Source organism: Oleiphilus sp. HI0128 (assembly GCF_001635365.1).
Genome location: NZ_LWGG01001041.1, coordinates 1 through 9,459 on the forward strand (window position 1 = coordinate 1; position 9,459 = coordinate 9,459).

Here is a 9,459-nt window from a genome sequence, read left to right on the forward strand (position 1 = left end):
TAAAAGAAGTTGCATCACAAACTAATGATGCTGCGGGTGATGGAACAACGACTGCAACAGTTTTGGCTCAGTCTATCGTTAACGAAGGTTTGAAGGCTGTTGCTGCGGGTATGAACCCAATGGACCTGAAACGTGGCATCGACAAAGGTGTGCAAGTTGCAGTTCAAGCGGTTAAAGGCTTTGCTCGTCCATGTGAAGATACTAAAGCGATTGCTCAAGTAGGCACAATCTCAGCAAACAGCGATAGCTCTGTTGGTAGCATCATTGCTGAAGCGATGGAAAAAGTAGGTAAAGAAGGTGTTATCACTGTTGAAGAAGGTAGTGGCTTCGAAGATGAGCTAGCCGTTGTTGAAGGTATGCAGTTCGATCGTGGTTACTTATCACCTTACTTTATCAACAATCAGGACAATATGAGTGCAGAGCTTGAGAGCCCATTTATATTATTGGTTGATAAGAAGGTTTCTAACATTCGTGAGCTACTTCCTGTACTGGAAAGTGTTGCTAAAGCAAGCAAGCCATTATTGATCATTGCTGAAGATATCGAAGGCGAAGCGCTAGCGACTCTAGTTGTAAACAACATGCGTGGCATTGTTAAGGTGGCAGCGGTTAAGGCACCTGGCTTTGGCGATCGTCGTAAGGAAATGCTACAGGATATCGCTACTCTAACGGGTGGTACGGTTATTTCTGAAGAAGTTGGTTTGTCTCTAGAAACCGCAACAATTGATAACTTGGGTACAGCGAAGAGCGTTAACATCAGTAAAGAAAATACGACGATTATCGATGGTGCAGGTCAAGCTGCAGAAATCGAAGGGCGTGTTAACCAGATTCGTAAGCAAATCGAAGAAAGCAGTTCAGACTATGATCGTGAGAAGCTTCAAGAGCGTGTAGCTAAATTAGCTGGCGGTGTTGCGGTAATCAAAGTAGGTGCTGGTTCTGAAGTCGAGATGAAAGAGAAGAAGGCTCGTGTCGAAGATGCGCTTCACTCTACTCGTGCAGCCGTTGAAGAAGGTGTTGTTGCAGGTGGCGGCGTATCATTGATTCGTGCTCTACAAGCGATTGAAGATCTTCAAGGTGATAACGAAGATCAAAACGTTGGTATTAACTTGCTACGTCGCGCAATGGAAGCACCTATGCGTCAAATCGTTGAGAATGCCGGTGGCGAAGGTTCTGTCGTGACTGATAAGGTTAAGCAGGGCGAAGGTAGCTTTGGTTACAATGCTGCATCGGGTGAATATGGCGATATGTTGGAAATGGGTATTCTTGATCCGGCTAAGGTGACGCGTACAGCGCTTCAATCAGCAGGTTCTGTTGCTGGTTTGATGATCACTACTGAATGCATGGTTACCGATATCGTAGAAGAGGGTGCAGCAGCACCAGCTATGCCTGATATGGGTGGCATGGGTGGCATGGGTGGAATGATGTAATCCAGCCTTTCACGCTTTGTGATTAAGAAACCCGGCTTTTGCCGGGTTTCTTGCGTTTGGGGCTAAGTACTTGAGGCATGTCTCAAGAAAACCCTGCAAAGGTATGAAAAACCGTTAATAAAGGTAGATTTATCATATTAAATAGTCTGTAATTGGTCGCTTTTTAGAGCAGTAGGCTCCCTACCGGGCGGCTTAGGTATATAAGCATGATAGGTTCTCGGTAGTTTTCAGTATCTCTTGTACTGAAGTGGGTCAGATAATAGGACTTGGTCTTTACGCGTGTTGAAAAAAACAATTCTGTATCTTCTTGTTTTCTTATTGGCCTTTAGCGTTTTTGTGCTGGCTAAGGCTCCAGCGCGTGTGATTTGGGAGGGAGTTGTAGAGGCTGATCCTTCTGTAACTAATTCTCTTCGCTCTGTTGGTGTTTCGGTAAAAGGCATTGAGGGGACTATCTGGGATGGTCGTGCTTTGGTTCAGTATAAAGGCATTGCCTCAATAGTTGATTGGAATGTGAAATTATCTGAACTATATGCCTTATCACTTCCCGTTAAGCTTGATATTGATAGCCAAGCGGGCGAATTGGAGGCTGTGATTACGGTGGGCATGTCTGACATCGCTGTGACGGTTTCTCGTGGTGACCTAGACTTATCTATGCTAAGCCCAGCGCTGAGGGCGCAACGAGTCACCCTGGATGGTCAGCTATTGTTAAAGGATATACAGCTGCTAGCTGAAGATAATATGCTGCGATCAGCTGCAGGTATGATCTCGTGGTCTGGTGGCGATATTGCCTATCCTGCTCAACGCGCTATACATCAACGTAGCTTTCCTCCTTTTAGGGGGGTGATAGAAACTAGCGAAACTGGGGAAATAAAAGCAGGTGTTCGTGATAGTGGCGGATCGTTTGATGTCATTGAAGCGACGGTGAGCCCAGAGGGTGAAGCGCTAGTTAAAGTGAAAAGACGCTTATTGGATTTGGCTGATGAGCATTGGCCCCAAAACTCCAAAGAAGAAGATGTCGTGTTTAAAGTGAAAAAGAAAATTTATTAGGCTGGTGAATAATTTGATAACGCTAGGGTCAGGAACAATTGCTAGGATTCAGTCACTGTTGGCTGTGACTTTGCTTGTTTATGTCGCTTATCTGGGGGCTGGAGTGTTTTGGTATTCACTGGCTTCTTCGGATGAGCGCGCTTTAGTGTTGCCTCAGAATAAAGTTGTTACAGCTAAGAAAAGCCAGGGGCGAGATGCCAGGTTAGCTGACTATCATTTATTCGGACAAGTAGGAAAACAGGTAGTTAAAAAGCAGGATAAACCAAAAGAAGCGCCTAAGACCAGCTTAAGGTTAGCATTAAAAGGTGTTTTTATGTCAGAGCAGGCTGGCGCATCGGGTGCTATAGTAGAAGAGATTGGCAAGAAGGCGGATTACTATGGCATAGGTGATGCCCTACCAGGCAGGGCCACTTTGGAAGAGGTATATAGTGATCGTATTCTCTTGAGGCGTAACGGAAGGCTAGAAACTTTGGCTTTTGAAGAAAAGAAGAGCATCAAAGGCAGTAGCAGTTTTTCTAAGGTAACGCCGGTTAAAGCCCAGCCGAAAAGAAGAGCAAGGGTGGAATCAGTAGAAACGCCTCAGCAATTTATGGATGAGGCTGCAGAGCGCTTACAGGAAGATCCTGTCGCTGCATTGGGCTCAGTTGGGCTGAAAGCTTCTTCAGAGGGGTATGTTTACCAAGGTGGAAACCCAATGTTGTCGGGGCTAAATCTTAACAAGGGTGATGTGATACGCTCGGTGAATGGTCATAACCTTGGTGATATTCAGCGCGATAAAGAGTTAATGAAAAGTCTCTATGAGCAAGGTAGTTTGGAAGTAGAAGTGATGCGAGATGGCGCCAGCTTTTATATTAACTACCCTTTGAGATAAAAAAATTGCGGGCTCAAGCCCAGTAATGCAAATGACTTAAGTGTAAAGTGATTGTTATGAAGTCTACATTAGGAAAGAACATGTTCAGTATGGTCCGTCTCAGGTTGGTGCACTTGGTTGTTTGTGCCGCGCTGGTATTTAGCGGGAGTGCCTTCGGTGAGGAGCAAACCTGGAAGGTAAATCTGAAGGATGCGGATGTCAGAGCATTTGTTAGTCAGGTTGCCGATATAACAGGTTATAGCTTTGTTATTGACCCTCGAGTTAAGGGTAAGGTCACGGTTATTTCTAATGCTTCAATGAATAAATCTGCTGTTTACGAAATGTTTTTATCCGTCTTGGGGGTGCATGGCTTTGCAGCGATACCTGGCCAGGAAGTGATCAAGATTGTCAGACAAAATGATGCCAAGCAGAGTGCTCAGAACGATCGTTTTTTGAAAAAGGTACCATCAGAGCAAATCGTTACGCGGGTAATTCAGGTTAACAATGCTCGTGCTTTAGAGTTGGTTCCGATTCTTAGACCGATGGTGGCAAAATATGGACACCTTGCGGGTGTCGCAGCTGCCAATGCTTTGATTATTAGTGATCACCTGGCGAACATAAAACGAATTAGTAAGATTATTGATGAGCTGGATAGCCCTTCTAAATATGAACTTGAAGTTGTTCAGCTTAAAGAAGCATGGGTTGGTGATATGGTAAAGCTCTTAGAAGAGTTAGCACCTAGCGAGCTGAGTAAAGCTAAAGGAAAAAGTGGCGGCAATAAATTTAGTGTTGTTGCAGATCAGCGCAGCAATCGGCTTATCCTTCGAGGCGATGAGGCATTCCGGGAGAAAATGCGAGAGTTGATAGCCAAACTGGATCAACCTTCATCCACGGGTGGTAAAACCAAGGTAGTCCGACTTAAACATGCGGATGCTGGAGAGTTAGCTGAGTTGTTAAAGGGGCTAATGGGCGATATTAGTAGTGAGGGTGCTAAGGGTAAGGGTAAAAGCCAATCTTCAGAAGCGAGTGTTTATGCTGATGAAGGTTTGAATGCGCTGGTTATTAGAGCAGAACCTTCAGTGATTCAGGAGCTCGATGGTGTCATTGAGCAACTTGATGTTCGCCGAGCTCAGGTACTGATCGAGGCTGCGATAGTTGAAATTAAAGATGACCTGAATGACAAACTTGGTATTCAGTGGGCCTTGTATGATCAGGGTGCATCGGTTCCAGGTGTATTTACAAACTTCTCTGATGCGGGAATTGCGACGGCGAATGTATTGTCAGCGTTGATCGCGCAAGATAGCAGTGATGATGGTGATCTTAACGTCTCAGGTATTGGTGCGAGTGATGGTATTACCGCAGGTTTTGGGCGAACAAGTGAAAGTGGTGTAAGCTGGGGTGGCCTGATCCAGGCGCTTGAAGGTGATGCTAGCGCAAATGTTCTTTCTACACCTAAAGTGATAACCATGGATAATCAGGAGTCATCTATCATTGTTGGTGAGAATGTTCCAATTATCACAGGTCAGTCTACTTCTTCCGGTGCTGGAACGTCGGACCCGTTTACTACGATTGAGCGTCAGGATGTCGGTGTTAAGTTGATTGTGACGCCAAGTATCAGTGATGGCAATTTAGTTCGTTTGGAAATTGAACAGGAAATATCAGGCGTTTCTCCGTCAACGGCTGGAGCCGATATTATTACCTCGAAACGTCAGATTAAGACGAATGTTCTGGCTGATGATGGCGAGACTATTGTTCTGGGCGGCCTAATTCGTGATGACGAAACTTACCAAGAAAGCAAGGTTCCATTGCTGGGTGATATTCCCTGGTTAGGTGCTTTATTTAGAAGTACTCAGAAGGTTGTAAATAAGCAGAACTTGGTGGTATTCCTAAAACCAACGATTTTACGTGATAAAGCGGCCAATAAGGCTGTTGCCGTTGAGAAGTTTGATCAGCTATGGAATTTGAACTTGGCGATCAAGGAAAGCAATGGTGAAGATACTGAAGATTTAGTTAAACCTCAGCTTGATAGCGTATACCAAGGCATGCAGGTTAAGTAAAAGCCTTCAAAGGCTGAGTATTTATTTTCTTGAATAAAAAAGGGAGAGTCAGAGACTCTCCCTTTTTTGTTTTAAAGACTCTTGTTCAATAAACGGTGACACCCATTTCAATGAAACCTACTTTAAGGTCTTCGATATCGTAAGCAGTTAAGCCTAGGTATTCTAATATGTCATCTTGGCTATCTTCCCATTCCGGGTCGCTATCTTGTAGGCCAAGTACTTTGTAGTTTCCGCAAATATGCTCAGCCAGTTTAAGAACTGCCAGCAAGGTTTTCTGCTGCTGGTTTTTGCCGTCTTTAACTGCAAACACTTGCTTGGTGTTATGGTGTTCGGCAATAACTTGGCAGATATGCTCAGGGAGGTTCCATGACTTGGCGGTGAAATAACCGACGACACAGTGATTGGTGTTGAATTTTTCATTCTCTAAGTCAATGACTCGCTCATGCTGGCCGGAATAAGTTTTTTCCATGACGGTGATATAATCATCGAAGCGTGAAAGCATGAGAGGAATACCCGCATTATGGAACAAGCCTAATGCATAAGCTTCGTCTGGCGTGCGGTAGCCGACTTTTTTGGCAACCGCTGCGCAGACCATCGCTATGTCGTTTGCGGTATCCCAAAAAGAGGTTAATTCAATGATGGCTTCATCTGACATTTCACCTTTGATTGCCAGGCCATTCAAGATATTAATAACGGTATGAATACCCAGTAGTGATACCGCTTGCTCAATGGAGGTGATTTTATTTGCCAGACCATAAAATGGTGAATTAACAAATTTCAGCATGGTGCCGGATAAGCCAACATCCTTCGCGATTAAATTGGCTATTCGTTGAATATCCGGGGCCGGCATGATCTGTTCCATTTGTAAGTCCACAAGAATCTGGGGTTGTGGAGGTACATGAATGCCTTGAAGAATTTTTTTGACCTGGGCTTCGGTGAGTTGGTTGCTCATAATTTGCTGCTGCCTGTGACTTGCTTTATTACAAATACTGATAATTAACCTAGTAATTGTAGGATGAATTGAGAAATAAGCTAACGATGAGCAGAATAAAAATGGGCCTAAATCGGCTTGCTTGATATACTGCCGCCCAATTCAAGCTAACTAAAATATCGAGAGGTGTACGATGACTGACCAGCCTAAAACGCTTTGCCTGAATAAAGGGGCTGACAAGAGACTAAAACAGGGTCACCTCTGGATATATAGCAATGAGATTGATACCAAGCAAAGTCCCTTAAAACAGTTTGCGCCAGGCGAACAAGCTATTGTGGTCAACCAGGCGGGTAAAGCGATTGGCCGGGCTTTTATTTCTCCTGCATCACTCATCGCTGGTCGAATGATTAGCCGGGACCCTGCACAGGCAATGGACCAGTCTTTGCTCAGGCACAGGTTAAAGATCGCTTTGTCCCTCAGAGAGCAAGCCTTTGATGGGAATTCTTATCGCTTGGTTTATGGTGATAGTGATATGTTGCCTGGCCTGGTGATTGACCGCTTTAAAGACGTATTTGTTGTTCAGATTTCGAGTGCTGGAATGGAGTCTTTAAAGGATGAAATCGTTTCGGCACTTGAGAAGGTTTGTCGACCGAAAACGATTTTGTTTAAAAATAATGGCAAGATGAGATCTGCCGAGAATCTCGAGTCCTATGTTTCGCTTGCTATGGGAGAGGAGCTTGAAGACGCCGAACTGGAAGAGAACGGTGTTCGTTTTCTTGCACCAGTTATGAAGGGGCAAAAAACAGGCTGGTTTTATGATCACCGCATGAATCGGGCGCGCTTAAAAGACTATGTTAAAGGTAAGCGCGTGCTGGACTTGTATAGCTATGTGGGCGGTTGGGGAGTTCAAGCCGCTGCATTTGGGGCTGAGTCGGTTACCTGTGTAGATAGCTCTTCAATGGCGCTTGATTACGTTGAGAAGAATGCGGCACTAAATGACTTGTCTGACAAGGTAAGTTGTATTGAGGGTGATGTCTTTGACGTGTGCAAGCAGTTGAAGCTTGAAGGTGAGAAATTTGATGTTGTTATCGCTGATCCACCAGCATTTATTCCTAAGCGTAAGGACCAGAAAGCGGGTGAGATTGCTTATCAACGTTTGAATCAGCTTGCGATGCGCCTGCTAGAAAAAGATGGTTTACTGGTTTCTGCGTCGTGTTCTATGCACCTTTCGCGAGAAGCCTTGATGAAAGCTATTGCGGTAAGTGGCCAGACTTTGGAAAAGCGCTTACAAGTAATTGAGCAGGGCGGCCAAGGTGCAGATCACCCAATACTGCCAGTAATTCCGGAAACAGAATACCTGAAATCAATTTTCGTCAGAGTTTTGCCAGCATCGTAGTTTGATTAAATGAAAGTGCGATGCAGGGCTTAGTTTTGTCTCGTGCTTTCTAGTGTTTCAATGACGCGATTTGCAAGGCTTATTCTTGCGGCGATACTACTCTTGGTATCGTGCATAGCTTGCTTGCCGATCAGCATTTGAATTTGCCGACAGGCTTCGAGTTCTACTTCAGCAATTTGACGAAGTGATGCTCTGAGTTCTTCTTCAGGAATGGTGGCAAGTGCTGCTGGATAGTAGCCATCGAGCCTGTTCCAAGAAACGCTAAAAGCTTCGATATCTTGTTTGAGCAGTTTGCTTAGGAGTTTGAGGTATTTTGCTCTACGCTTGGCGCTTTGGTTCTGACTTTTGCTAGTGTTCTCGATTGAAAAGTCTGCAACGATTCTCGGGTTTCCACTCTCGCCAAAAAGCATAAACTCTAAAGCATGAAAGCCTAAGGCAACATAGGCAGAATCTCCGAGTAAATGCTCCTGATTAAGGCTATCCTTGGTCAATTCGATTTCAGAGTGAATTAAACCGCTTAGCGGGTAGCCTTGGACCTTATCTAAATAGCCAGGAATCAAAGGGTACTGATCAATGCGGTTGTGGTTCGTATGAACGAGTTCAGGAGAGCTGAGAGTCACATCCAAAACCGGATGTATGATGTTCAGGCTTTTTAGCCATTGTCTAAGAAGTCTAGTCGAGATATATGTATCGTGAGCTAGACTCCACTGCTGATGAGCTTCCTGTAGAGATTCTTTCGATGGCTGAGTCGTTAGTTTGTCGATAGAACTTTGTAGCTTAGCGGCTGCGTTGCTGGTTTCAGTAAGTAATCGATTACTCTCTTTAACCATTTGGTCGATCAAAGAGGTGGAGAGTGTTGCGATTTGACGGTTGCCAATATCTGACGATTGCTTGTTTATTGCTGAGCTTGTTTTGCTGGATGTGATATCTGGCGTTGAGGGTTCACTGCAGCCGAATAGCGCTAAACAACAGAAAGTGGTGAATAAGCCCCTGATCATGTCTTTTTTCTTAGCTTCTGAGAGTTTGTATTGGCCAGCCATTTTGTTCACTATATTCTCTTAAGGTGTCATCCGGGTCGATAGAGACTGGCGTGCTGACCAGCTTTAATAAAGGCAGGTCATTATGTGAATCGCTATAGAAAAAAGAACCTTTGAGTGTATGGTGATTCGTCTCTAACCACTCGTTCAAACGCGTAATTTTCCCTTCTTTAAAGCTGGGTGTGCCGCTTACCTTGCCTGTATATCGACCGTCGACTTGCTCGGGAAGGGTCGCTATCAGTGTATCAATGCCAAAAGCCTGAGCAATAGGCTCAGTAACAAAGTGGTTTGTGGCGGTAATAATCAGGAGAGTATCTCCGGCAGCTCTGTGTTTTTCAACAAGCTTGATTGCCTTATCAAGCATAAGTGGTTTGATTTTCTCCAGAAAAAACTCTTCTCGCCATTTCAGCAGTTGCTCTGTCGGATGTGCGGCGAGTGGGCGAAGCGCGAATGACAGGTATTTGAGGATGTCGAGTTCACCATTTTGGTAATCCAAAAGAAATTGATCATTGGCCTCTTTGTAAACTTGAGCGTCGACAATAGACTTTTCGACGAGAAATTCGCCCCAGGCATGGTCGCTATCACCCGCGATTAATGTGTTGTCTAAGTCGAAAATTGCCAGTGCCACTTATGTACTCCCCCGAGAGTGTTTTATGCTAAATAACGACCAATCACAAAGGGTCGATTTCGATGAATAGAAAATCATATCAGATCATC

The 9,459-nt window shown here is 44.6% G+C and carries 8 protein-coding genes; 5 read left to right on the forward strand and 3 right to left on the reverse strand.

What is annotated here, in order from left to right:
* The 4 genes from groL to gspD form a co-directional block, all read left to right on the forward strand.
* Positions 1-1,424: chaperonin GroEL (groL, locus tag A3763_RS17680; protein ID WP_068760266.1), on the forward strand; the 1,424-nt coding region annotated here is incomplete at its 5' end.
* A gap of 279 nt (positions 1,425-1,703) precedes the next feature.
* Complete coding sequence (gene gspN, locus A3763_RS17685; protein WP_068509035.1) at positions 1,704-2,471, forward strand: type II secretion system protein N; 768 nt, start codon at positions 1,704-1,706, stop codon at positions 2,469-2,471.
* A 13-nt stretch (positions 2,472-2,484) separates the two neighbouring features.
* The gene (locus A3763_RS17690) at positions 2,485-3,342 is read left to right on the forward strand and encodes a type II secretion system protein N (RefSeq protein WP_197469962.1); all 858 of its coding nucleotides are present in this window, start codon (positions 2,485-2,487) and stop codon (positions 3,340-3,342) included.
* A 56-nt stretch (positions 3,343-3,398) separates the two neighbouring features.
* The gene (gene gspD / locus A3763_RS17695; RefSeq protein ID WP_231872239.1) at positions 3,399-5,378 is read left to right on the forward strand and encodes a type II secretion system secretin GspD; all 1,980 of its coding nucleotides are present in this window, start codon (positions 3,399-3,401) and stop codon (positions 5,376-5,378) included.
* 85 nt (positions 5,379-5,463) lie between these two features.
* On the opposite strand, the gene A3763_RS17700 is transcribed toward gspD, so the two are convergent.
* Complete coding sequence (locus A3763_RS17700) at positions 5,464-6,330, reverse strand: HDOD domain-containing protein (protein ID WP_068509039.1); 867 nt, start codon at positions 6,328-6,330, stop codon at positions 5,464-5,466.
* A 172-nt stretch (positions 6,331-6,502) separates the two neighbouring features.
* Here A3763_RS17700 and A3763_RS17705 point away from each other — a divergent pair, with 172 nt between their 5' ends.
* Positions 6,503-7,705, forward strand: a complete 1,203-nt coding sequence (locus tag A3763_RS17705) for a class I SAM-dependent rRNA methyltransferase (RefSeq protein WP_068509041.1) — start codon at positions 6,503-6,505, stop codon at positions 7,703-7,705.
* A 29-nt stretch (positions 7,706-7,734) separates the two neighbouring features.
* Here A3763_RS17705 and A3763_RS17710 read toward each other — a convergent pair whose 3' ends face one another.
* Positions 7,735-8,745 carry an imelysin family protein gene (locus tag A3763_RS17710; protein ID WP_068509043.1) on the reverse strand — a complete coding sequence of 337 codons (1,011 nt, stop codon included), beginning with the start codon at positions 8,743-8,745 and terminating at the stop codon, positions 7,735-7,737.
* Positions 8,714-9,370, reverse strand: coding sequence for an HAD family phosphatase (locus tag A3763_RS17715; RefSeq protein ID WP_068509045.1), 657 nt, complete (start codon positions 9,368-9,370; stop codon positions 8,714-8,716). The genes A3763_RS17710 and A3763_RS17715 overlap by 32 nt, the downstream gene beginning before the upstream one ends.
* Positions 9,371-9,459 lie beyond the last annotated feature (89 nt).

Coding starts and splice junctions, on each gene's coding strand:
- A3763_RS17700 (WP_068509039.1), bottom strand. CDS start 6,330: ATGAGCAACCAACTCACCGAAGCCCAGGTCAAAAAAATTCTTCAAGGC.
- A3763_RS17710 (WP_068509043.1), bottom strand. CDS start 8,745: ATGGCTGGCCAATACAAACTCTCAGAAGCTAAGAAAAAAGACATGATC.
- A3763_RS17705 (WP_068509041.1), top strand. CDS start 6,503: ATGACTGACCAGCCTAAAACGCTTTGCCTGAATAAAGGGGCTGACAAG.
- gspD (WP_231872239.1), top strand. CDS start 3,399: ATGAAGTCTACATTAGGAAAGAACATGTTCAGTATGGTCCGTCTCAGG.